This is a genomic window from Actinoplanes sp. NPDC051494, assembly GCF_044454705.1.
Taxonomy (GTDB): domain Bacteria; phylum Actinomycetota; class Actinomycetes; order Mycobacteriales; family Micromonosporaceae; genus Actinoplanes.
This window is the reverse complement of the sequence record NZ_JBITDZ010000014.1, coordinates 230,134-251,151: the sequence shown is the minus strand read 5'-3', so window position 1 is coordinate 251,151 and position 21,018 is coordinate 230,134. Positions and strand designations below refer to the sequence as shown.

Genomic DNA, 21,018 nt, shown 5'->3' with positions numbered 1-21,018 from the left:
ACCGTAGTGCATCCCCTCACGTCTCGTGGGATCAACCGATCGGCCTTCTTCACCGCAATCTGAGATCTTCGACCGCGGCACCCACCGTGGCGGCGAGCGTGTCGTGCTGGCGTCACGCAAATGTCATCCGGTCGCGGGCGCACCGCCATCTCCGGCGAGGATCATGACCCCGGGCGACGCTCCGCCAAGCGTCGCGCCCCGTGGCTGTGCGCGGGTGCCCGGTTCGGGCTCCCGCGCGCGGTTCGCGAAACGGGGTGGCGCGGGTGGACCCGGGCGGCCAGAATCCTTCCCGATGACTCTCTCCCATGACGTACAGGGCAGTGGTCCTGCCATTCTCCTGCTGCACTCGACCGCCTGCGACCGCCGGATGTGGGACCCGCAGATCCCCGCGCTGACCGCGGCCGGCCACCGGGTCGTGCGCTGCGACCTCAACGGGTACGGGCAGAGCCCCGTCCCGGCCACCTCGTGGAGCGACGCCCAGGATATCGTGGACCTGCTCGGCGCGCTCGGCATCGACCGGTTCGCGCTGGTCGGCGCGTCCGGCGGCGGCCGGGTGGCACTGGAGGTCGCGTCGCGGTGGCCGGACCGGATCACCGCGCTGGCACTGCTCTGCACCGCCGTCGACGACCACGAGCCCAGCGCGGAGTTGCGCGCGTTCGGTGACCGCGAGGACGAGCTGCTGGAGGCCGGCGACATCGACGGCGCGGTGCGGCTCAATGTGGAGATGTGGGCCGGCGACGCGATCCGCGACCGGGTGGCGATGATGCAGCGGCACGTGTTCGAGGTGCAGCTGGCCGCGCCCGGGGACGTCGGCCCGCTGCGGGTGCCCGCCGACCTGGACGCGATCACCGCCCCGGTCCTGATCGTCTCCGGCACCAGGGACGTGGCCGACTTCCAGGTCATCGCCACCGGCCTCGCGGCGCGGCTCGGCGCGCGGCACGTCGAGCTGGACGCCGGGCACCTGCCGAGCATGGAACGCCCGGACGAGGTGAACGACCTGCTGGTCAGCTTCCTGTGAGGACCTCGGCGCGCAGCCACTCGAGCGCGCCGTCGCAGTCGTCGAACAGCGGGAACAGACCGTCCACGTGCATCGTGTGCAGCACCGTGATCACGAAACGGGACGGCGCCGCGAGGCAGACCAGCCCGTCGCGGCGGCGGGCGTTGCGGTGCGCCCGGACCAGCAGCCCGAGCACGGTGTCGTCGAGGGTGTGCACGCCGGCGAGGTCGACCACGACGTAGGGACTCCTCTCGACCGCCGCGGCCAGCGCGGACCGCAGTTCCTCGGCGGCCTCCGCGGCGTCCGCGCACTCACGCACGCGGACCACGGTGCCCACGGGACGTTCCTCGAGCTCGACGACCGGGTTCATCGGGCCTCCTCCACCTCCAGGACATGGTCGACGCGGGCGAGTCCCAGCACCCGCCGGACCCGGGCGACCGGGCCGAGCAGGGTGAGCTTGCCGTCCGTACGCATCATCTCCGCGTGCAGCTGGAGCAGGACGACGATGGCCGCGGCGTCGATGCGCGGGCTGCGGCGCAGATCCACCACGAGGCGGGCGGGGCGCAGCGCCGCCGCCTCGGACAGCCGGGAGCGCCAGCGTTCGACGGCCGCGCCGTCGAGCGCCTCGGTGACCACGACGGTCGTCTCCCGCACCGGGTGTTCCGCTCGCACCAGAGCAACACTCGCCCCGGCGTGTGGCGGAGGACACGCGTCCGTATGACGGTTCCGTGACAAGTACCCCGCGAGGTACGCGGAAGTTCGCCGCGGACGGCCCCGTCCGGTGACACTGGGGCCATGTCAGGTGTGCTGGTGATCGAGGACGACGACCGTATCCGGCTCTCGCTGGTGCTCGCGCTGGAGGACGAGGGCTACGCCGCCACCGGCGCCCCGACCGCGGAGGAGGGCCTCGCCGCCCAGCGCGCCCGGCCCGCCGACACGGTGCTGGTCGACCTGATGCTGCCCGGCGTCGACGGCTTCGAGTGCATCCGGCAGCTGCGCCGCACCGACGACGTGCCGATCGTGGTGATCAGCGCCCGCGACGACACCCACGACATCGTCGCCGCGCTCGAGGCCGGCGCCGACGACTACCTGGTCAAGCCGGTGGCGGTGAAGGAGCTGACGGCCCGGCTGCGGGCGCTGCGGCGGCGGGCCCGGGTGGCGATCGCCGACGCGGTGCCGGTGCTGCGCTTCGGCGACCTGGAGATCTCCCCCGAGGCCGGCGAGGTGCGGCTGCACGGCGGGCAGGTCGCGGTCACCCGCACCGAGTTCCAGCTGCTCTGCGAGCTCGCCGAGCACCCCGGCCGGGTGCTGTCGCGCCAGCAGCTGCTGCAGCGGGTCTGGGGTTACGACGGCGGCGACGAACGCCTGGTCGACGTGCACGTGGGCCGGTTGCGCCAGAAGATCGAGGACGGCGCGGGCGCGCCGACGCGGCTGGTCACCGTCCGCGGCCTCGGCTACAAGCTGCAGAAATGAGAAGAGCCGGGCTGCGCGTACGGGTGATCGCCGGTTTCGCCGCCGGCGCGCTCGCCCTGTCCGCGACCATGGCGCTGGTGTCGTTCCAGGTGGTGCGGCAGTCGTTGCTGGACGAGCGGGAGCGCACCGCGGTGCGGGCCGCCTACTACGACGCGGCGATCGTGCGCTCGGGCCTGAGCAACCAGAACACCCCCGACGTAGGTGCCGTGCTGCGCACCCTGGACACCGGGGAGAACCGGCGCGCGGTGCTGCAGCGCGGCGGCCACTGGTACGTCCGGCAGTCCGACACCGGGGACACCGCCGCGATCCCGGTGCCGCTGCGCCGGGCCGCGGCCGCGGGCACCCCGTCGGTGCAGCGGGTCCGTACGGACGGCCGGGCCGCGCTGGTGGTGGCCGTGCCGCTGGCCGGCGGCGACGTCTTCTACGAGGTCGACTCGCTGCGCGAGCTGGAACACACGCTCAGCGTGCTCACCGGCGTGCTGACCGCGGTGGCGGTCTCCACGGCCGCGCTGGGCGCGCTGCTGGGCTGGTACGCGAGCCGGTACGTGCTGCGCCCCCTCACCCGGGTCGCGGACGCCGCGCAGCAGATCGCCGACGGGGCCTCCCGGTCCCGCCTCGACCCGGCCACCGAACCCGACCTGGCCCGGCTCACCAGCTCCTTCAACCACATGGTCGACGAGCTGTCGGCCCGGTTGGAACGCGACCGCCGGTTCGCCGCCGACGTCAGCCACGAGCTGCGGTCCCCGCTGCAGACGCTCGCGGCGGCGGCGAGCGTGCTGCACCGCCGCCGCGACCAGCTCGACGAGCGCACGGCCACCGCGGCGGGCCTGGTCAGCGACGAGATCGAACGGTTCCAGCAACTGGTCAACGACCTGCTGGAGCTGTCCCGGGGCGACCGGCCGGCGACCCGGACCCCGGTGGACATGCCGGAACTCGCCCGCCAGGTGTGCCGGGGCCGGCAGATCAGCGCGGACATCGTGGTGCCGGCGGCGGGCTCGGCCCCGTGGCGCGTCGACCGGGGCCGGGTCGGCCAGCTGCTCGGCAACCTGCTGGACAACGCGCAGGCCTACGGTGGGGGCGCGGTGGCCGTACGCCTCGCGATGGAGGGTGACGTGGGCCGCATCGAGGTGGACGACGAGGGCCCGGGGGTCAGCCCGGACGACAAGCCGGTGATCTTCGACCGGTTCGTCCGGGGCCGCTCGGCGGGGGCGCGCGCCGACTCCGCGGGCACCGGCCTCGGGCTCGCCCTGGTCGCCCAGCACGCGGGCGCCCACGGCGGCACCGCGACGGTCCTGGACCGCCCGGGTGGCGGGGCGAGGTTCCGGGTCGACCTCCCCGGGTGTACCCCGTGAGGCGCGCGTTCCCGCTGCTGCTCGCGATGCTGCTGGTGGTGTCCGGGTGCGGCGTGCCGCTGGACCGCGAACCCCGCGCGATCGAGACCCCGGGCCGCCTCGACGCGTCCGGCAACCCGGTCCCGGCCGAGGCCGGTTCCACGGTGGCCCGGCTCTATCTCGTCCGCGACGGCCGCCTGGTCCGGGTGCCCCGTCGCGTCCCCGGCCCGCTCTCCCCGCGCCAGCAGCTCGACGCCCTGCTGGCCGGCCCGACCGCCGAGGAGAGCGCGGACGGCCTGACCAGCGCCCTGACCACGATGACGGTCACCGACCTGCACCTGGCCGGCCGGCGCGCCACCATCACCATCGCGGATCGCGCGGACCAGCTGGTGCGCACCGACGAGGTGCTCGCCTTCGGCCAGATCGTCTGCACCCTCACCAGCCAGACCGACGTCGGCACGGTCTCCTTCGTCTCCGGCGGTCAGGCCCTCGGCGTCCCCCGGGCGGACGGCTCCCTCGCCGAGGGCTCCCTCACCGTCGCCGACTACAGCGGCCTGCTCGACTGAGCCGCCCCGCGCTCCGACCTCGGCGGCCCCGACCTCGGCAGCCCCGACCGCGGCGGCCCGACCTCAGCGGCAGACGCGGCCGATGCGGCGGGCGGCCTCGTACAGGCGGTCCGGGGGCTGCGCCGCGTAACCGAGGACCAGGCCGGGCGGGCCCGGTACCTGGCGGTGCCAGGAGAGGGGCTGCACGCGTACGCCGGCCGTGGCTATCTCCGCGGCCAGGTCGGCGTCGTCGGCCGGGCCGGGCAGGGTGACCAGGACGTGCAGGCCCGCCGCCACCCCCTCGACGCGGGCCGCCGGGAGGTTTTCGCGCAGCGCGGCCACCAGGGCGTCGCGGTGCCGGCGCTGGCGGCGGCGCACGGTGCGCAGGTGGCGGTCGTGGTCACCGGTGGCCAGCAGACGGGCCAGGACCAGCTGGGGCAGGGCCGGGTTGCCGAGGTCGCTGGCGTGCTTGGCGGCGACCAGCTCGTCCCGCAGCTCGCGCGGCGCGACCAGCCAGCCGAGGCGCATGCCGGGGGCGAGGGACTTGGAGACGCTGCCGAGGTAGGCGACCCGTTCCGGGGCGGAGGCCTGCAGCGCGGCGACCGGCGCGCGGTCGTAGCGGTGCTCGGCGTCGTAGTCGTCCTCGACCACCAGGCCGCTCCAGCGCAGCAGCTCGGCGCGGCGGCGAGGGCTGAGCACGACGCCGGTCGGGAACTGGTGGGCCGGGGTGAGCAGCGCGACCCGCAGGTCCGTCGCGGTCAGCTCGCCGACCCGCAGCCCCTCGGCGTCGACCGGCACGGCAACCGGTTGCACCCCCCAGTGCAGCAGCTCGTCGCGGGCGCCCCGGGAGCCGGGGTCCTCGATGCCCCACGCCGTGACGCCCCGGGCCCGCAGGGTCTGGCAGAGCAGCGCGATCGCCTGGGCGACGCCGCTGACCACGATGATGTCGCCGGCACCGGCCCGCAGGCCCCGGTGCCGGCCGAGCCAGACGGCCAGCTCGGCGCGCAGCCGGGGGTTGCCGCGCGGGTCGCCGTAGCCGAGGTCGGCCCCGGTGACGGCGCCGAGGACGGCCCGTTCGGCGCGCAGCCAGGCGGCCCGGGGGAACGCGGACAGGTCCGGCAGCCCGGGTGACAGGTCGAGGTCGATGCCGGGGTGGGGTTGCTGCGGCAGTCGCAGCACCTCCGGCGTGACGCCGCCGGGACGGTCCGGGTCGTGGGTGGGGCGCGCGGTCACCCGGGTGCCCGCACCGGTGCGGCCGCTCAGCAGGCCCTCGTCGGTGAGCCGCTGGTAGGCCTCCACGACCACGCCGCGGGACAGTCCCAGCTCGGCGGCGAGCACCCGGGTGGCCGGTAGCCGGGAGTCACCGGCGAGGCGCCCGTCGGCGACGGCCCCGCGCAGCGACTCGGCGAGCCAGGCGGTGCGGTCGTGCACCGGAGGCGTACCCAGGAAGTCCATTTGGTCCTCCGATCGGTGCCGGGTTTGGTCCTTCCTCCTGGACCATAACCGCCGGCAGCATGAATGGCGTGTCCCGATTCCTTCCCCTGCTGGCCGGCACCACGGCCATGGCCCTCGTCGGCGGCAGCGTCGCGATCTCCGGATCGCTCGCCGGCGCCCCGATGTTCACCGTCCAGGCCCTGCGGTACGCGGCGGCCTGCCTGCTTCTCGTCGGGTACGCCCGGGCGCGCCGCATCCCGCTCGTCCGGCCCCGGGGCGCCGACTGGGCCTGGCTGACCGGCATCGCCACGACCGGGCTGGTGATCTTCAACGTGGCGCTGGTCGAGGGCGCCCGGCACGCCGAGCCCGCGGTGCTCGGCGTCGCCGTGGCCTGCGTCCCGCCGCTGCTCGCGGTGCTCGGCCCGGTTCTGGAGCAGGCCCCGGCGAGCCGGTCCGTGCTGGCCGGGGCGGTCGTGGTGACCGCCGGGGCCGCCCTGGTCCAGGGATTCGGCCGGGCCGACGCCGCCGGACTGGGCTGGGCGGCGGTCACGTTCGCCTGCGAGGCCGGGTTCACCCTGCTCGCCGTCCCGGTGCTGGGCCGGCTCGGCGCGGCCGGGGTGTCGGTGCACACCACCGCGCTGGCGGCGGGGCTGCTCGCGGTGCTCGGCGTGACCGTCGAGGGTCCGGGCGCGGTGACCCGGCTGACCGGCCCGGACCTGCTCGCCGGGGGCTACCTCGCGGTGCTGGTGACCGCGGTCGCGTTCGTGCTCTGGTACGGCAGCGTGCGCCGGCTCGGGGCGGGGACGGCGGGCCTGCTCACCGGCGTGGCCCCGGTCGCGGCGGCGCTGGCCGGGACGGCGCTGGGCGCACCCGCGCCCCGGCCGCTGGTCTGGGCGGGCATCATGACGGTCGCCGCGGGTCTCGCCCTCGGCCTCGTCCCCCGGACGGCGAAGATCGACGATATAGTCACTTCCGTCGATGCACTTCGGTGAAGGCGGGTGTCGCGTTGCGTCCGATCACGGCCAGGATCGTCTCAGTGGTCACCCGGGGAGCCGTCGTCACTCTGGGAGCCGTCGTCACTCTGGGAGCCGTCGTCACTCTGGGGGCCGTCGTCACTCTGGGGGCCGCCGTCGTGCTCGCGCTGCCACCGGCCGCCCAGGCGGCCACCGGCTGCTTCGACCCGGCCGCCGCGATCACCTACGAACAAGGGCGGATCGAGACACCCGCGCTGCCCGGTGGGACCCGGGTGCCGTACGAGCTGGTCGAGGCGGGTGGCTTCACCGCGTACCCGGCGAAGCTCCGGACCGGTCTCTGCCTGGCGCCGTCGGTCGCGGCCGCGAAGCGGGTGGCGCGGTTGCTCGGCGCCGAGCTCTGGCGCACCGCGGTCGCCCGCGCCCAGGGCAGGATCGCGATGGGCACGATCGAGCGCTACGACGACCGGCCGCTCTACTGGACCCGTCTCATGGGCACCCGCGACATCAGGCGGTGGGCGCCCCGCTTCCCGATCAGCGACGCCGACCGCACGAGCCTGCTCACGACCTATGAGTACGCGGCCCGCGGCGTCACCTCCACCGCTTTCGGCCCGGGCGTGCGGCGGGCCCTGGTCAGCGGTTTCGACCCGTACCAGCTCACCAACGAGATCCGGCGCTCGAACCCGTCCGGCGCGTCCGCGCTGCAGCTCGACGGCCTGACGTTCCGTTCCGGCGGGCGCACCGTCCGGATCCAGGCGGTGGTCCTGCCGGTGACCTGGAGCGGCTTCGACGCCGGCATCGTCGAGGACGCGTTCGGGCCGCACCTGCGCCCCGGCTCGCGTGACCGCGCCGACCTCATCATGACGATCAGCCAGGGCAACCGCGGCCTGATGAACATCGAGCAGTGGGCCGGCGCGTGGCGCGGCGGCTCCGCCGACAACAACAACGAGGGCGTGGCCCAGCTGATCCCGCCGGCACCCCGCCGGCCCCAGCCGTCCCGCACACCGGAATTCATCGAGACGACCCTTCCGTACCAGGCCATGATCGACGCCGGTACGGGCCCGTGGCCGACCGCCCTCAACCCCCGGATCTGCGAATGGGCGCCCGGCACCCGCCCGGCCGGCCCGGTCAGCTGCCACGGCGACGGCCCGTCGGCCGGCGGCCAGGCCCAGGCCGGAGGCGGCGGCAACTACCTGTCGAACGAGAGCATGTACCGCACGAACCGCCTGCGTCAGGAACTGGGAGCCACCGACATCCCGGGCGGCCACCTGCACATCTCCGCCCTCGTCTACCCCACCGACCCGCTGGTCCTGATCGACGGCACGTTCGCGGCGGACCGGGCGGCGACCATCGACCAGACGGTCGCCCTGGTCAAGGCCGCCGCGGCGGCCTGATCACCCGATCAGCGTGGGGATCCGCTCGAACAACTGGGTGGTGAACGAGATCATCTCGTGCAGCATCCAGTTGCCCGAGAACAGGATCGCCGCCCCGACCCCGGCCGCCTTCGGCACGAACGACAGCGTCGCCTCCTGGATCTGCGTCACCGACTGGAACAGCGAGATCGCAAAACCGATCCCCAGCGCGGTCAGCAGCACCGGGGCACACATCTTCGCCGAGATCGTCATCGCCTGCAGGCCCAGCTCGGTGATCTGCGCATCCGTCATCTCGTCCCCCTCGGGCAATTCCCCCGACAGATCCTGACCCCCCGATCCTGCGCCCCGGGAACCCGGGAAACCGCCGTTCCCCCAAACAATTCCCGACCGATCGACCCTCCTGTACGCAACCACACCACCCGCCCCACCAGCAGCGGTGTCAGGTTCGCAGCCCGAGAGTGCTCAGGTCGGTGAACGCGGCTGTCACAGAACGCTGCGCCACCCGGTGCAGCTGCTCCGCGGTGAGTCCGGTGGCATACCGGGCCAGGGCGTGCTCCTGGGACAGGGTGACGTCGCTGACACGGGGGTTGTCGGTGTTGAGCGTGACCCCCACCCCGGCCGCCAGCAGGTCGTGGATCTGGTGCCGCGCGTAACCGGGTGCGGCACCTGTCTGGGTGTTGCTGGTCAGCGCCACCTCCAGCGTCACCCCGTTCCCGGCCAGCTCGGCCATGAGGTGCGGGTCCTCGGCGGCGCGGACCCCGTGGCCGATGCGTTCGGCGCCGAGGTCACGCACGGCGGCCCGGACGCTCTCGGGCCCGGCGGCCTCGCCCGCGTGCACGGTGATGTGCAGCCCGGCGTCACGGACCGCGCGGAACGCGGGCCGGAACAGATCCGCCGCGTAACCCGCCTCGTTGCCCGCGAGGTCCACCCCGCACCACAGGTCGCGGCGGGTGAGGAAGGTGGTCACCTGGTCGACCGCCGCGTCCGGGCCGAGGTCGCGCAGGATGGTGGCGATGAGCCCCACGGGCAGTCCCGTGACGGCCGAGCCCGCCGCGACGCCCTCGGTCACCGCGTCGATGACCGCCTCCGGGGCGAGACCGGTCTGCCGGCGGATGAAGTACGGGGCGAAGCGGAACTCCACATAGGCGAGCCCGTCGTCGAACGCGTCCTCGACGGCCTCGCGGGACACCCGGCGCCAGTCGTCCGGGGTCGCGATGACACCGATCCGGTCGTCGACCTTCGCGAGATAGGGCAGCAGGCCGCGGGGTTCGCCGTCCGCGACCAGCTCGGCGCGGGGATGCGCGACCCCGGCGAAGGGGTGACCGTCGCGCCGGGCGATGTCCAGGAACGTGCTGGACCGGATCGAGCCCTCCAGGTGCCGGTGCAGGTCGATCAGCGCCATCGTCGTCAGCCTTCCTCGAAACTTGGGTGCGAAACGGTGGTTTCCCCCCGTGTCACCTCTCACCGGTGGATCTTGTCAGGTCCCCCCGGCCCCCGGGCGATGGGTCAGGTGGCCGCGACGTTCCCGGCCGCGTCCCTGAACCGACGACCGGAAACGGATCATGCACTCCTTCGCTATTCTCGGCTGGATCGGCGCCGCACTGTCCATCGCTCTCCCCTGGCCCCAGGTCTGGCGCTCGTGCGCCAAGGGCCAGACGAACGGCCTGAACGCCTCGGCCTGCTTCCTCGGCGTGGCCATGCCGGTCGGATGGATCACGTACGGTGCGCTCACCGGGGAGACCGTCCAGATCATCACCAACCTCGTCACCGGTGGCGCCGCTTTGGCCGTGCTGACCACCGTACTGATCAAGCAGCGTGACCTGAGGCAGCGCCGCAGGCTGCTGACCAGCACCGCGGGCGCCGCCGGCATCGTCACCACCGCCGCGGCCGGCGCCGTCGCCACGCTGCTCACCACGTTCACGAACACCCAGGTCGCCTCCGTGCTCGGCGGCGTCCTCGCGGTGACCTCGATCATCTCCGCGGTGCCCCAGCCGCTCTCCCTGCTGCGCGACCGCACCCAGGACATGGCCGGCCTCTCCCCGCTGCGCTGGCGCCTGGCCGCGGCCGCCTGCGCCTGCTGGATGACGTACGGATTCGCCACCGCCCAGCCCGCCGTCTGGCTGTCCGCGGTGGTCGGGCTCACCAGCGCGCTGATCGTCTGCTGGGTCCTGTACTCAGCCGGCCGCGCGAAGTCCGCCGCCGCCACCACCACCGCGATCGTCACCCCGGCCGTCACCCAGACCGTCATCATGTCCACCGTTGCGGCCGGCCGGGCCGCCGGGCGGCCCGGTGGCAGGGGCGTCGCCCGCGCCGCCGCCTGCGGGATCGCGGGGCGGAGTACGCCTGACCTGCAATATCAACTTCCCCCGAACGGCCAGGGCCGGACGTCCGTACCGGCAGCTCAGACCGCACATGATGGCCGATTCGCAACACTTGGGTAAAGAGGGTGGTCTCCGAGGTTTTCTCACGGACCGGCGCTGGTAGCCTTTGCCGCGCTTTCGCCCCTGGAGGAGATCCCGTGCACCGCAGACTGCTGGCCCTCGTGGCGGTCGGACTTTTCACCCTTAGCGGCACCGCCGCGTGCAGCGACGACGGCGACACCGCCGACGCCATACCCGTGCGCGGTGGGGACGGCACCGGCAAGGTCGGCGTCATCCTGCCCGACACCACCACCAGCCAGCGCTGGGGTTCCGACGACCCGAAACTGCTGAAGGCGGCGTTCGACGCCGCCGACGTGCCGGTGGAGATCGAGAACGCCCAGGGCGACGCCGCCAAGTTCAAGGCGATCGGCGACAAGATGATCGCCGACGGCGCGACGGTGCTGCTCATCGCCAACCTCGACCCGGACAGCGGCAAGTACGTCCTGGACAAGGCGCGGGCCAACGGGGTCAAGACGATCGACTACGACCGGCTCACCCTCAACGGCGGGGCTGACTACTACGTCAGCTTCGACAACGTGAAGGTCGGGGAGCTGCAGGCCAAGGGCCTGATCAGCTGCCTCAAGGCCAAGAAGATCAAGACCCCGAAGATCGCGTTCCTGAACGGGTCGCCGACGGACAACAACGCGACGCTGTTCAAGGAGGGCGCGGACAACATCCTGCAGCCCTACTTCGACAGCGGCGAGTTCCTGAAGGGGCCGGACCAGGCGGTCGCCGACTGGAAGAAGGAAGAGGCGCTGACCGTCTTCCGCGAGATGTTCAACCAGACCACCGGCCAGATCAGCGGTGACATCAGCGGCGTCCTGGCCGCCAACGACACCCTCGGCAACGAGGCGATCGCGCTGCTGCGCGAGCGCAACAAGGCCGGGCAGGTCCCGGTGACCGGTCAGGACGCGGAGCTGCAGGGCCTGCAGAACATCCTCGCCGGCGACCAGTGCATGACGGTCTACAAGCCGATCAAGCAGGAGGCCGACGCGGCCGCGGCGCTCGCCATCGACCTCTTCAAGGGTGGCAAGGTCGAGGTCGACGAGCGGGTCAAGGACGTCGAGTCGGGCGCGTTCATCCCGGCGAAGCTGCTGACCCCGAAGTCCATCATGAAGAAGGACGTCAACGTGGTCATCAAGGACGGCTTCGTCACCAAGAAGGCCCTCTGCGCCGGCCGGTTCGCCGACCCGTGCAAGGAAGCCGGCATCCGCTGACCCGGCACTGACACCGCACCAGGCACGACACGAAGCCCCCGGCCGACCGGCCGGGGGCTTCGTCCATGTCGGTACGGACGGACCTTGCGCCCTTAACCGGTTAAGGGTTGAGTGGTGACCGTCCTTGCCGGACCGTCGGCCACTCCCGGAGGAACCCCGTGACCCGCAGCGCGATCCCGCGCCGTCACCACCGCCTGCCACTGCCCCTCGTCGTCCTGGCGGCCGCCGTCACCGCCGCGGCGCCGGCGGCCCCGGCCAGGGCCGCCGCACCCGCCACCATGACCGTTGCCACCTCGGCCAGGCCCGACGGGGAAAGCTTGCGGGGCGGACGACAGTTCGTGGTACGCCTGAAGGAGGCCCCGACGGCCATCCGCCCGGCCGGCAACGCGGACGCCTACCGCAAGCACCTCTCCGGGGTCCTGTCGGCGGTGCTCGAGGACGCCGGTGCCCGCACCCGGCAGACGTACTCGACGATCTTCAACGGTTTCTCGGCGACGCTCACCGGCACCCAGGCCGCGGAGCTGGCCGCCGACCACCGGGTCGCCGCGGTGACCCCCGTCCAGGTCCTGCACACCGAGGCACCCGGGACGGAACCCGCGCGACCGGCGGCACCGCAGCCGGGTGGCGGCGCCGGGACGATCGTCGCGATGATCGGCACCGGCATCTGGCCCGAGAGCCCGTCGTTCGCCGGAAACCGGCCCGCGCCGACCGGATGGCACGGGACCTGCCAGGCCGGGGACGGCTTCCCCGCCTCGACCTGCACCGGCAACGCGGTGCTCGGCGCGCGGCACTTCGCGGACACGTGGCTCGCCGACGGCGGGTCGCTGCCGGACGGCGAGATCCTGTCGGCGCGGGACATGGACGGGCACGGGACGTACACCGCCTCCGTCGCCGCGGGCGTACCCGTGGAACACAGCGTGGTCCTGGGCCGTGATCTCGGGCCGGTGGCCGGGGTGGCTCCGGCCGCGCGGATCGCCGTCTACAAAGCTTTCTGGGGCGGGATGGGGTACGACGCCGACGTCCTCGCCGCTCTCGACGCCGCGGTCGCGGACGGTGTCGGCGTCATCGCCCTCGCGGGCCGGGTACCGGGCGAGGGCTCCGCGGTCGGCACGGCCCTGCGCAACGCGGACCAGGCCGGGGTGCTCGTGATCGAGGCGGCCCGGGCGGCGGACGGCGCGGTCGCCGGGCGCGCCGCGGTCCTGCGGTCCCGACACCCGGCATGGTCCCCCGGCGCGGTCACAGCCGCACTGCGCACCACCACCACCACCACCACCGGCGGCGGCGGGGATGGGAGCTGACCGGGGTGGGGCCGGATCGTCACGTGCGGGGGCACTATAGGGTGCCGTCGATGAGAAGGATCCTGACCGTGGCGGCCGTGGTGCTGTCGACCGCCGGGTGCGCGGCGCCCGGCACCGCGCCGACGTGGCAGGCCGGCGCGTCCGGTGTGCCCGTGACTGCGTCCAGCCGCGCGAAGGCCACCCCGAAACCGCGGGTGGTCAGTGAGAACAAGGCCAAGGGGCCGCTCGGGGACGTCATCGAGCTCGGCGGGCTCAAGGACGGCTCGGGTCAGCCGTACGTCATCTTCGGGGTCACCGGGCCGGTCGTGAACGAGACCAGCGACTTCGGGTTCGCGATCGGGGTGCGCCTGCCCGGGAACGTGCTGCAGGAGGAGCTGACCATCAGCGAGTACGTGGGTACCGCCACGACCCCGGGCTTCCATCCCATGCAGGCGCAGATGGAGCTGTCGGACGACTCGGTGCAGCCGGCGTTCGGCTACTACTCCGGCACGCCGGCGTCGATCACGGTGAAGGAGGCGGGCCGGACCCTCACCGCCCGTCTCGCCACGTGGAGCGAGGTTCCCGGCACCACCGTCTTCTGGTTCGATCCCGCGGACGTGCGCGACAGCGACCAGTGGACGGATCTGGGGGCCTACGACGCGGCGGGGGCCCGGTTGCCCGACGGCCACATCGAGTTGGCGACGTTCTGAGATGAGCATGGCGCGCTGGATTCCCGTACCCCTCGTCCTGATTCTCGCCGCGTGCGGCAGCTCCCCCAAGGCGGCACCGGCGCCGTCACCGTCACCCACCGGTGAGATCGCGCCGGTGTTCCCGGAGCTGACCGGTGACGTCCGCTCCCCCGTGCGGCTGCTGGCGTTCGACGCGAAGGCGCGGGCGGTGGTGGTCGAGCCGATCCTGTTCCAGACCGGCCCGGAATACTGCGCGGCGCTGCACGTGTCCCCTGTGGACACGCGCTGTTCCCGGGAGATCGTGGTCGACAGGAGCAACACCCGGGTGACGCTGCCGCTCGCGGCCCGGGCCGACTTCCGTGACATCGGCGACGGCGAATGCCTGGGTACGATCGAGGGTGGGGCGACCTGCGAAGCGACCGCTAAGGACATGAACCGGCTCGCGCAGGATGCCCGTGAGGTCGTCGTCACCGTCCGGTCCGGCACCGTGACCCGCATCGCGGAGCTGTATCAGCCCTGAGCGGGTACCGCAGGTGCGGTATACCAAGGTCGAAATCCCCATGCGGCACACAAATGGGCCATGATTGTGCCCATGTACGGGAGCGTCAGTGAGCATCACGGCTACCGGCTCCTGGTGGTCGCGCCCGACCCCGATGTCCTCGATTCGCTCGTCACGCCGCTGGGGCTGGCGGGTTACACGGTCAAGTCGACCGGCACCGGCACCGAGGCGATCGCGTTGCTGCGCGAGCACGACTTCGACCTGGTCATCGCCGACGTCGGCGGCATCCCCGACGTGGAGGAGCTGGGCCGTGGCCGGCGCCTGCCGGCCGGGGAGCGCCCGCCGATCCTGTGCCTGATCGGCTGCGAGGGCCTCGACCGGCTGGTGCCGGAGCTCGGGTCCGCCGTGGAGGACTATGTCACCAAGCCGTGCCGGATCACCGAGCTCCTGGCGCGTACCCAGGTCCTGCTGCGCAGCCGCCGGCCCCGCCGCCGGGAGACCGCGCTGTGCCACCGCGATCTGCTGCTCGACGACTCGGTGCGGCGCGCGTGGCGGGGCTCGCGGGCGCTGGAGCTGACCGCCGCGGAGTACCGCCTGCTGCACTACATGGTGCTCAACGCCGGGCAGGTGCTGACGAAGGACCAGCTGGCGTGGCAGATCTGGGGCGAGACCCGGCACACGAACGCGATCGAGCGGCTGATCTCGCGGCTGCGGCAGAAGGTCGACGCGGACGGCCCGGCGCTGATCCACACCCGGCGGGGCTTCGGCTACGAACTGTGACCTGGCTCACGTCAGCTCCGTGTCAGGTCGGCGTCCGGGATGCGTCAGACGGGACTGTTTGGCTGGGTTCATGACGCAGAGCGCGGTACCTGACTATCCGATGACCCGGGAGGCCACGTGCCCCTTCGCGCCGGCCGCCACCGTGCGGACGATGACGAAGGACGACCCGGTCGGCAAGGTGCGGATCTGGGACGACAGCACGCCGTGGTTCGTCACCCGGCACGCCGACCAGCGCGCGCTGCTCAACGACCCGCGGATCAGCATCGACGAGCGGCGGCCGAACTACCCGCACATGACCCGGGGGCGGGCCGGGTCGGCCAAGCACACCCCGCCGCTGATCACCAACACCGACCCGCCGGAGCACACCCGGCTGCGGCGCACGGTGAACACCCCGTTCATGGTCAAGCGGGTCGAGGCGCTGCGGCCGCGGATCCAGCAGGTCATCGACACCCTGATCGACGAGATGCTGGCCGGGCCCCGGCCCGCGGACCTGGTGCAGACCATCGGCCTGCCGGTGCCCACGCTGGTCATCACGCAGATCCTCGGGGTGCCCTATGAGGACCACACGTTCTTCCAGACCAACAGCAGCAAGACGATCAGCCACGAGTCCACGCCCGAGGAGGCGATGGCCGCCGGTGGCGCGCTCGCCGCGTACCTGGGTGATCTGTTGCAGCAGAAGATGGACGAGCCCGGTGAGGACGTCCTGTCGGAGATGGCCGGGCGGGTCAAGGCCGGTGAGATGACCGCGAGCGAGGCCGTGCACATGGGCGTCGCGATCCTCATCGCCGGGCACGAGACCAGCGCCAGCATGATCTCGCTGGGCACGCTGGCGCTGCTGCGGAACCCGGATCAGCTGGCCCTGCTGCGGGAGCGCAGCGACGACGCGAAGTTCGTCGCCAACGCGGCCGAGGAGATCCTGCGCTACCTCACGATCGTGCACACCGGCATCCGGCGGATCGCGAACGAGGACATCGAGCTGCGCGGGAAGACCATCGCCGCCGGTGACGGCATCATCTTCGACCTGTCCGGCGCGAACTGGGACGAGGAGGAATTCCCCGGCGCGGAGAAACTCGACCTGAGCCGGCCGGCGCGCTCGCACCACGCGTTCGGCTACGGCGTGCACCAGTGCCTCGGGCAGTCGCTGGCCCGCGTCGAGCTGCAGGTCGTCTACAGCACCCTCTACCGGCGCATCCCGACGCTCGCGCTCACGGTGCCGTTCGAGGAGGTGCCGTTCGCGATGGAAGGCGTCGCGTACGGATTGACGTCACTGCCGGTCACCTGGTGAAGGGGTTCCTATGACAATGCGGATCGAGTTCGACGAGCCGAGATGTGTCGCGGCCGGGCAGTGCGTCATGGTCGCCCCGGACGTGTTCGACCAGCGCGACGAGGACGGCGTGGCGATCGTGCTGGAGCCGCACCCCGGCCCGGAGCACCACGACGAGGTGCGCGAGGCCGCGGCGATCTGCCCGGCGGCCGCGATCCGGCTGGTGCAGGAGTGAACCGGATCGTCGTCGTGGGTGCCTCCGCCGCCGGCCTGGCCGCGGCGGAGACCCTGCGGCGCGAGGGGTACGCGGGCCGCCTCACGCTCGTCGGCGAGGAGCTGGACGCCCCGTACGACCGCCCGCCGTTGTCCAAGCAGATCCTCTCCTCGCAGTGGGAGGCGGACCGGTTGTTCCTGCGCACCGGGGAGCAGATCACGGCGCTCGGGCTCGACCTGCGGCTGGGTGTGCCCGCCACCGGCCTGGACCCGGTCGCGCGGACCGTGCGGCTGGGCGACGGCACGACGCTGGACTACGACGGGCTGATCATCGCGACCGGGGTGCGCCCGCGCCGGCTCCCCGGCGACGGCGGCCACGTCATGCGGACCGTCACCGACGCGATCACCCTGCGCGAGCGCCTCGGCCCGGGGCGCCGGTTGGTGGTCGTGGGCGCCGGGTTCCTGGGGGCCGAGTCGGCCGCGGTGGCGCGTGGGCTCGGCTGCGAGGTCACCCTGCTCGAACCCGCGCCGGTGCCGCTGGCCCACGCGATCGGTGACCGGGTCGGGCGGGTGCTCTCCCGGGCCCATCGCGACAACGGCGTCGAGCTGCGCACCGGCGTCACGGTGACGGCGGTGACCGGCACCGGGGTCCGGCTCGGCGACGGTGAGCTGGTCGAGGCGGACGAGGTGCTCGTCGCGATCGGGTCGCTGCCCAACACCGAGTGGCTCGCCGGCAGCGGCCTGGAGCTGGGCGACGGCGTGGTGTGCGACGAGTTCAGCGCCGCCGCCCCGGACGTCTACGCGGCCGGTGACGTGGCACGGTGGCACAACCCGGCGTTCGGCGTCGCGATGCGCGTCGAGCACCGCACCAACGCCGCCGAGCAGGGTATGGCCGCCGCCCGCAACCTGCTGCACCCGCAGGCCCGCAAGCCGTTCGCGCCGATCCCCTACTTCTGGTCCGACCAGTACGACATGAAGATCCAGGCGTACGGCTACCTGCGCGGCCACGACGGTGTCGACGTGGTCGAGGGCGATCTGGAGCAGCGTGCTTTCGTCGCCGCGTACCGCAGGGATGGTCGCCTGGTGGGTGTCCTGGCGGTCGGCATGCCACCCAAGGTCCTGCGCTCGTGGCGGCAGGCGATCGGCAAGGAGATGAGCGATGTCTGAGCGCGACGTGGTCGTGGTCACCGGCGCGGGCGGCATGGGCCTGGCGGTCGCCCGCCGGATCGGCAGCGGCCGCACGGTGGTGCTCGCGGACGCCTCCGCCGGCGCCGTCGACCGCGCGGTCGAAGCCCTACGAGCCGAGGGGTACGCCGCACAGGGCCACGTAGTGGACATATCGGACGGTGACGCCGTGGCCGGACTCGCGCGGGCCGCCGCATCGCAGGGCCGGCTGATCGCGGTGGTGCACACGGCGGGCGTCTCCGCGGCCACCGCGTCGGTCCGGGCGATCATCGACGTCGACCTGGTCGGCACCGCGCACGTCATCGACGCGTTCGGCGCGGTGGCCGGCCCGGGCCTGTCGATGGTGTGCGTTTCCAGCATGGCCGGGCACTACGCGTCGCCCGGCCCCGGCGACGAGCGGGCCCTGGCCACCGCACCGACCGCAGAGCTGGCGTCACTGCCCGTGGTCAAGACGCTCGACGACAACCCCACGTCGGCGTACATCCTGGCCAAACGCGGCAACCACCTGCGGGTGCAGGCCGCGGCGACGGCCTGGAACCGCCGCGGCGCCCGGATCAACTCGATCAGCCCGGGCATCGTCTCGACCGCGATGGCGAAGGCCGAGTTCGACGGCCCGGCCGGCGCGCACATGACCGCGATGCTGGACGCCTGCGGCGCGGGCCGCACCGGCACCCCGGCCGAGATCGCCGAGGTGGTGGCGTTCCTGACCGGCCCGGGATCGCTGTACGTCACCGGCACCGACATCCTCATGGACGGCGGTCAGGCGGCCTGGATCCGCTGGCACCGCGGCGAGTGATTAGCAACGATCCACCCGGCTGACAGGTTCGCGGTTGCACCCGTTCGGTACCCTCCGCCGCGACCGTCATGTAGCTCGAGCCCGGGGAACCGATGCGTCCACGCGATCACAATTTCTTTACCAACGCCGGCATGCTCACCCTGTGCGGACTGTTGTCCGGCGTGGTGGTGGCCGCCGCGGCCTTCCCGGCCGCGGCCATGTCGGGGCTGGCCGCCAAGGCCGGCAGCGAGTCCTTCGCGGCCCTGCCCGGCGAACTGAAGAAGGCCAGCGCGCCGCAGGTCAGCAGGATGGTGGCGGCCGACGGCAAGACCGAGATCGCGGTCTTCTACGACGAGTTCCGCAGCGATGTCCCGCTCAAGGACATCTCGCCGAACATGCTCAACGCGATCGTGGCCGCCGAGGACCACAAGTTCTACGACCACAACGGCGTCGACCTCAAGGGTGTCGCCCGGGCCCTGGTCAGCAACAACAGCGACAGCAACGACGGCCAGCAGGGTGCCTCGACGCTGACGATGCAGTACGTGCGCATGTCGCTGGCCTACTCGGCCCAGACCCCGCAGGAGGTTGTCGACGCCACCACCGACACCCCCAAGCGCAAGGTCACCGAGATGAAGTACGCGATGCAGGTCGAGAAGGAGATGTCCAAGGAGGAGATCCTCCAGGGCTACCTCAACCAGGCGCCGTACGGTAACGGTTCCTACGGCATCGCGGCGGCGGCCCAGGTCTACTTCCAGAAGAAGCCGAAGGACCTGTCGATCGCCCAGGCGGCGCTGCTGGCCGGCATGGTGAAGGCGCCGACCGGCTTCGACCCGACCACCTCGGTCGGCTACCCGAAGGCCCTGCAGCGGCGCAACTGGGTCATCGGCAACATGAAGGACCTCGGTTACATCACGCCGGAGCAGGCGGCCAAGGCGGTCAAGGAGAAGCTCGGGCACACCGTGAAGCGCACCGGCAACGGTTGCGCCGCGGTCAAGACCAACAGCTGGGGCTTCTTCTGCGACTACTTCTACCGCTGGTGGATGGGGCGCGAGGAGTTCGGCAAGACCGAGTTCGACCGGGAGCGCCGGCTCAAGAGCGGCGGTTACCGGATCAAGGCGTCGCTGGACATCAAGTCGCAGAAGGCGGCCCGGGACAACATCTCGGAGCAGATCGGCAACAAGGACCGCGACGCGCTGCTGCTCGCCGGCGTCGAGCCGGGCACCGGGCTGGTCAAGACGCTGGCCGCGAACCGCAAGTTCAAGCTCGACGACGCGTCGAATCCGCAGAACGGGCTTTCGTCCAACCCGGAGCTGAAGAAGAAGGGTGTCCGGGCGTCGTTCCCGAACACCACGAACCCGCTGCTCAGCGGTGGCGGCGACATCCACGGTTACCAGGCCGGCTCGGTGTTCAAGATCTTCACGATGATCGCGGCGCTGGAGAAGGGCTACCCGCTGGCGTACCCGATCAATACGGTCTACCAGTACAAGTCGACGCAGTACCGGGACAGCGGCGACTGCGCTCCGTACTGGTGCCCGCGCAACGCGTCACAGAGCGAGAAGGGCCCCTACAACATGTGGACGGGCTTCGGCAGCTCGGTCAACACGTACTTCGTCCCGCTGGAGGAGCGCGTCGGCTCCGACTCGGTGATCGACGTGGCCCAGCGCTTCGGCGTGCAGTTCCGCGAGCCCGGTGACGCGTCGCGCGCCAAGAACGAGGCGAAGACCTGGGGCGCGTTCACCCTGGGCGTCTCGGCCTCCACGCCGCTGGACATGGCCAACGCGTACGCGACGCTGGCCGCCGACGGCATGTACTGCGAGCCGACCCCGGTCGAGCAGATCACCACGATGAACGGCGAGAAGCTCGATGTCGGCGGCAAGCACTGCACCCGCGCAACGTCGCCGGACGTGGCCCGGGCGACGATCGACGCGGCCCGCTGCCCGGTCGGTGACCAGGCCCAGCTCGGCTCGTGCGGCGGGCACACCACGGCCGGTGTGGCGCGCGGCGTCGTCGGTCACCCGATCTTCGGCAAGACCGGCACCACCGACGGCGACAAGACCGCGTCGCTGATCATCGGGTCGTCGTCGATCGTGGTCGCCGGGTACCTGGTGAACCCGGAATACCAGAACCACCCCTACCAGATGCGCCACGACGTGGTGAACCCCGCGGTCGAGAAGACCATGCGGGACATCCTGAAGGGCAAGAAGAAGGTCCAGTTCAAGAAGCCGGCGGGTACGAAGATCTCGCGCGGTGAGCAGAAGTCGATCCCCGGCGTGAAGTGTGTGAGTCTCGCGGCGGCGAAGGCCAGCATCGAGGGCGCCGGCTTCACGGCGACGGTCGGCTCCGAGGTCGCGTCGGACTGCGCCAAGGGACAGGCGGCCGGCACCGAGCCGTCCGGCCAGACCATCAAGGGCGGCTTCGTCAGCATCACGGTCAGCGCCGGGGCCAAGGAGGACAAGCCCGGCAACCAGCAGCCCGGCAACGAGCAGCCCGGCACGAACCCGCCCGGTGGCGGTCAGGCGGGCCCGGGCGGCGGCGGCCGCCCCGGCAACTAGCACTGTGCGGGCAAGGGCGGTGA

22 protein-coding genes are annotated in these 21,018 nt (G+C 72.4%); 17 read left to right on the top strand and 5 right to left on the bottom strand.

Annotated features, from left to right (window positions below; translation table 11 throughout):
• Nucleotides 1–292: 292 nt before the first annotated feature.
• Entirely contained in the window at nucleotides 293–1,018 is a 726-nt protein-coding gene (locus tag ACIA6A_RS36725) for an alpha/beta fold hydrolase (RefSeq protein ID WP_396102666.1), read from the top strand.
• Here the strand turns inward: ACIA6A_RS36725 and ACIA6A_RS36720 are convergent.
• Nucleotides 1,005–1,367, bottom strand: coding sequence for an STAS domain-containing protein (locus tag ACIA6A_RS36720; protein WP_396102665.1), 363 nt, complete (start codon nucleotides 1,365–1,367; stop codon nucleotides 1,005–1,007). The genes ACIA6A_RS36725 and ACIA6A_RS36720 overlap by 14 nt on opposite strands.
• A complete protein-coding gene (locus ACIA6A_RS36715; protein ID WP_396102663.1) occupies nucleotides 1,364–1,669 on the bottom strand; it encodes an STAS domain-containing protein in 306 nt (101 codons plus the stop codon). The genes ACIA6A_RS36720 and ACIA6A_RS36715 overlap by 4 nt, the downstream gene beginning before the upstream one ends.
• Nucleotides 1,670–1,792: 123 nt before the next feature.
• Here ACIA6A_RS36715 and ACIA6A_RS36710 point away from each other — a divergent pair, with 123 nt between their 5' ends.
• The 3 genes from ACIA6A_RS36710 to ACIA6A_RS36700 are packed head-to-tail and all read left to right on the top strand — an operon-like array spanning nucleotide 1,793 to nucleotide 4,367.
• Nucleotides 1,793–2,470, top strand: a complete 678-nt coding sequence (locus ACIA6A_RS36710) for a response regulator transcription factor (RefSeq protein ID WP_396102662.1) — start codon at nucleotides 1,793–1,795, stop codon at nucleotides 2,468–2,470.
• Nucleotides 2,467–3,822: a sensor histidine kinase gene (locus ACIA6A_RS36705; protein ID WP_396102661.1), complete on the top strand. Its 1,356-nt coding sequence runs from the start codon at nucleotides 2,467–2,469 to the stop codon at nucleotides 3,820–3,822. The genes ACIA6A_RS36710 and ACIA6A_RS36705 overlap by 4 nt, the downstream gene beginning before the upstream one ends.
• Complete coding sequence (locus ACIA6A_RS36700) at nucleotides 3,819–4,367, top strand: GerMN domain-containing protein (RefSeq protein WP_396102659.1); 549 nt, start codon at nucleotides 3,819–3,821, stop codon at nucleotides 4,365–4,367. Before ACIA6A_RS36705 ends, ACIA6A_RS36700 begins: the two co-directional genes overlap by 4 nt.
• A gap of 63 nt (nucleotides 4,368–4,430) precedes the next feature.
• Here ACIA6A_RS36700 and ACIA6A_RS36695 read toward each other — a convergent pair whose 3' ends face one another.
• On the bottom strand, nucleotides 4,431–5,801 hold the full coding sequence (locus ACIA6A_RS36695; RefSeq protein ID WP_396102658.1) for a PLP-dependent aminotransferase family protein: 1,371 nt from the start codon (nucleotides 5,799–5,801) through the stop codon (nucleotides 4,431–4,433).
• Between the two features lie 68 nt (nucleotides 5,802–5,869).
• Between ACIA6A_RS36695 and ACIA6A_RS36690 the strand changes: the two genes are divergently transcribed.
• A complete protein-coding gene (locus tag ACIA6A_RS36690; protein WP_396102657.1) occupies nucleotides 5,870–6,772 on the top strand; it encodes a DMT family transporter in 903 nt (300 codons plus the stop codon).
• Between the two features lie 44 nt (nucleotides 6,773–6,816).
• Nucleotides 6,817–8,145, top strand: a complete 1,329-nt coding sequence (locus tag ACIA6A_RS36685) for a hypothetical protein (protein WP_396102656.1) — start codon at nucleotides 6,817–6,819, stop codon at nucleotides 8,143–8,145.
• Here ACIA6A_RS36685 and ACIA6A_RS36680 read toward each other — a convergent pair whose 3' ends face one another.
• Together ACIA6A_RS36680 and add are read right to left on the bottom strand one after the other, a co-directional pair.
• Nucleotides 8,146–8,415, bottom strand: coding sequence for a flagellar biosynthetic protein FliQ (locus tag ACIA6A_RS36680; protein ID WP_396102655.1), 270 nt, complete (start codon nucleotides 8,413–8,415; stop codon nucleotides 8,146–8,148). It lies immediately after the preceding gene.
• Between the two features lie 148 nt (nucleotides 8,416–8,563).
• Entirely contained in the window at nucleotides 8,564–9,526 is a 963-nt protein-coding gene (add, locus tag ACIA6A_RS36675; protein ID WP_396102654.1) for an adenosine deaminase, read from the bottom strand.
• Nucleotides 9,527–9,686: 160 nt separating this feature from the next.
• On the opposite strand from add, the gene ACIA6A_RS36670 reads away from it, so the two are divergent.
• From ACIA6A_RS36670 to ACIA6A_RS36620, 11 genes are all read left to right on the top strand, one after another.
• Entirely contained in the window at nucleotides 9,687–10,565 is an 879-nt protein-coding gene (locus ACIA6A_RS36670) for a SemiSWEET transporter (RefSeq protein ID WP_396102652.1), read from the top strand.
• A 77-nt stretch (nucleotides 10,566–10,642) separates the two neighbouring features.
• A complete protein-coding gene (locus tag ACIA6A_RS36665) occupies nucleotides 10,643–11,761 on the top strand; it encodes a substrate-binding domain-containing protein (RefSeq protein WP_396102651.1) in 1,119 nt (372 codons plus the stop codon).
• A 158-nt stretch (nucleotides 11,762–11,919) separates the two neighbouring features.
• On the top strand, nucleotides 11,920–13,059 hold the full coding sequence (locus ACIA6A_RS36660) for a S8 family serine peptidase (protein ID WP_396102650.1): 1,140 nt from the start codon (nucleotides 11,920–11,922) through the stop codon (nucleotides 13,057–13,059).
• A gap of 50 nt (nucleotides 13,060–13,109) precedes the next feature.
• Complete coding sequence (locus ACIA6A_RS36655; protein WP_396102649.1) at nucleotides 13,110–13,748, top strand: hypothetical protein; 639 nt, start codon at nucleotides 13,110–13,112, stop codon at nucleotides 13,746–13,748.
• A 7-nt stretch (nucleotides 13,749–13,755) separates the two neighbouring features.
• Nucleotides 13,756–14,247, top strand: coding sequence for a hypothetical protein (locus tag ACIA6A_RS36650; RefSeq protein ID WP_396102648.1), 492 nt, complete (start codon nucleotides 13,756–13,758; stop codon nucleotides 14,245–14,247).
• A gap of 72 nt (nucleotides 14,248–14,319) precedes the next feature.
• Nucleotides 14,320–15,006, top strand: a complete 687-nt coding sequence (locus tag ACIA6A_RS36645; RefSeq protein ID WP_396102647.1) for a response regulator transcription factor — start codon at nucleotides 14,320–14,322, stop codon at nucleotides 15,004–15,006.
• A 151-nt stretch (nucleotides 15,007–15,157) separates the two neighbouring features.
• On the top strand, nucleotides 15,158–16,291 hold the full coding sequence (locus ACIA6A_RS36640; RefSeq protein ID WP_396102646.1) for a cytochrome P450: 1,134 nt from the start codon (nucleotides 15,158–15,160) through the stop codon (nucleotides 16,289–16,291).
• A 16-nt stretch (nucleotides 16,292–16,307) separates the two neighbouring features.
• Complete coding sequence (locus tag ACIA6A_RS36635) at nucleotides 16,308–16,505, top strand: ferredoxin (RefSeq protein ID WP_396102691.1); 198 nt, start codon at nucleotides 16,308–16,310, stop codon at nucleotides 16,503–16,505.
• On the top strand, nucleotides 16,502–17,650 hold the full coding sequence (locus ACIA6A_RS36630) for an NAD(P)/FAD-dependent oxidoreductase (protein ID WP_396102645.1): 1,149 nt from the start codon (nucleotides 16,502–16,504) through the stop codon (nucleotides 17,648–17,650). Before ACIA6A_RS36635 ends, ACIA6A_RS36630 begins: the two co-directional genes overlap by 4 nt.
• Nucleotides 17,643–18,464: an SDR family oxidoreductase gene (locus ACIA6A_RS36625; RefSeq protein WP_396102644.1), complete on the top strand. Its 822-nt coding sequence runs from the start codon at nucleotides 17,643–17,645 to the stop codon at nucleotides 18,462–18,464. Before ACIA6A_RS36630 ends, ACIA6A_RS36625 begins: the two co-directional genes overlap by 8 nt.
• Nucleotides 18,465–18,556: 92 nt before the next feature.
• Complete coding sequence (locus ACIA6A_RS36620; RefSeq protein WP_396102643.1) at nucleotides 18,557–20,995, top strand: transglycosylase domain-containing protein; 2,439 nt, start codon at nucleotides 18,557–18,559, stop codon at nucleotides 20,993–20,995.
• The last annotated feature ends 23 nt before the right edge of the window (nucleotides 20,996–21,018 follow it).

Bases quoted from the DNA above. Each gene is read 5' to 3' on its own strand.
- add (WP_396102654.1), bottom strand. From the start codon at position 9,526: ATGGCGCTGATCGACCTGCACCGGCACCTGGAGGGCTCGATCCGGTCC.
- ACIA6A_RS36695 (WP_396102658.1), bottom strand. From the start codon at position 5,801: ATGGACTTCCTGGGTACGCCTCCGGTGCACGACCGCACCGCCTGGCTC.
- ACIA6A_RS36710 (WP_396102662.1), top strand. From the start codon at position 1,793: ATGTCAGGTGTGCTGGTGATCGAGGACGACGACCGTATCCGGCTCTCG.
- ACIA6A_RS36705 (WP_396102661.1), top strand. From the start codon at position 2,467: ATGAGAAGAGCCGGGCTGCGCGTACGGGTGATCGCCGGTTTCGCCGCC.
- ACIA6A_RS36670 (WP_396102652.1), top strand. From the start codon at position 9,687: ATGCACTCCTTCGCTATTCTCGGCTGGATCGGCGCCGCACTGTCCATC.
- ACIA6A_RS36625 (WP_396102644.1), top strand. From the start codon at position 17,643: ATGTCTGAGCGCGACGTGGTCGTGGTCACCGGCGCGGGCGGCATGGGC.
- ACIA6A_RS36635 (WP_396102691.1), top strand. From the start codon at position 16,308: ATGCGGATCGAGTTCGACGAGCCGAGATGTGTCGCGGCCGGGCAGTGC.
- ACIA6A_RS36655 (WP_396102649.1), top strand. From the start codon at position 13,110: ATGAGAAGGATCCTGACCGTGGCGGCCGTGGTGCTGTCGACCGCCGGG.
- ACIA6A_RS36640 (WP_396102646.1), top strand. From the start codon at position 15,158: ATGACGAAGGACGACCCGGTCGGCAAGGTGCGGATCTGGGACGACAGC.
- ACIA6A_RS36650 (WP_396102648.1), top strand. From the start codon at position 13,756: ATGGCGCGCTGGATTCCCGTACCCCTCGTCCTGATTCTCGCCGCGTGC.
- ACIA6A_RS36725 (WP_396102666.1), top strand. From the start codon at position 293: ATGACTCTCTCCCATGACGTACAGGGCAGTGGTCCTGCCATTCTCCTG.
- ACIA6A_RS36720 (WP_396102665.1), bottom strand. From the start codon at position 1,367: ATGAACCCGGTCGTCGAGCTCGAGGAACGTCCCGTGGGCACCGTGGTC.
- ACIA6A_RS36680 (WP_396102655.1), bottom strand. From the start codon at position 8,415: ATGACGGATGCGCAGATCACCGAGCTGGGCCTGCAGGCGATGACGATC.
- ACIA6A_RS36645 (WP_396102647.1), top strand. From the start codon at position 14,320: ATGTACGGGAGCGTCAGTGAGCATCACGGCTACCGGCTCCTGGTGGTC.
- ACIA6A_RS36620 (WP_396102643.1), top strand. From the start codon at position 18,557: ATGCGTCCACGCGATCACAATTTCTTTACCAACGCCGGCATGCTCACC.